The following is a 381-nucleotide window of genomic DNA, read 5'->3' on the forward strand; positions in this document are numbered from 1 at the left end:
CTGACCTGCCACTGAGAATTTCCTCCATCTGAGATTAGAGTCCGGGCCTTGATTGAAGGACGGACTGATGAAGAGAAAGCGGTTTACGGAAGAGCAGATCATCGCGGTTCTGCGCGAGCATGACGCGGGTGCGAAGGCGGGCGATCTTGCCCGCAAGCACGGGGTCTCGGAGGCGACGCTGTATAACTGGAAGGCCAAGTATGGCGGGATGGACGTCTCTGACGCCAAGCGGCTGAAGGCTCTGGAAGACGAGAACGCCAGGCTGAAGAAGCTGCTCGCCGACCAGATGCTCGAAGCCTCGGCATTGCGCGAGCTTCTGTCAAAAAAATGGTAGGGCCCGCCGCCAAGCGCGAAGCCGTCGCGCATCTGCAGGCCGTCATG

At 59.8% G+C, this 381-nt stretch carries 1 pseudogene; it reads left to right on the forward strand.

From position 1 onward, the window contains the following. Positions 1–67: 67 nt before the first annotated feature. Positions 68–381: pseudogene (locus X742_RS140105) on the forward strand (transposase); the annotation flags it as partial.

This window comes from Mesorhizobium sp. LNHC229A00, assembly GCF_000502415.1.
In the GTDB taxonomy this organism is placed as follows: Bacteria; Pseudomonadota; Alphaproteobacteria; order Rhizobiales; family Rhizobiaceae; genus Mesorhizobium.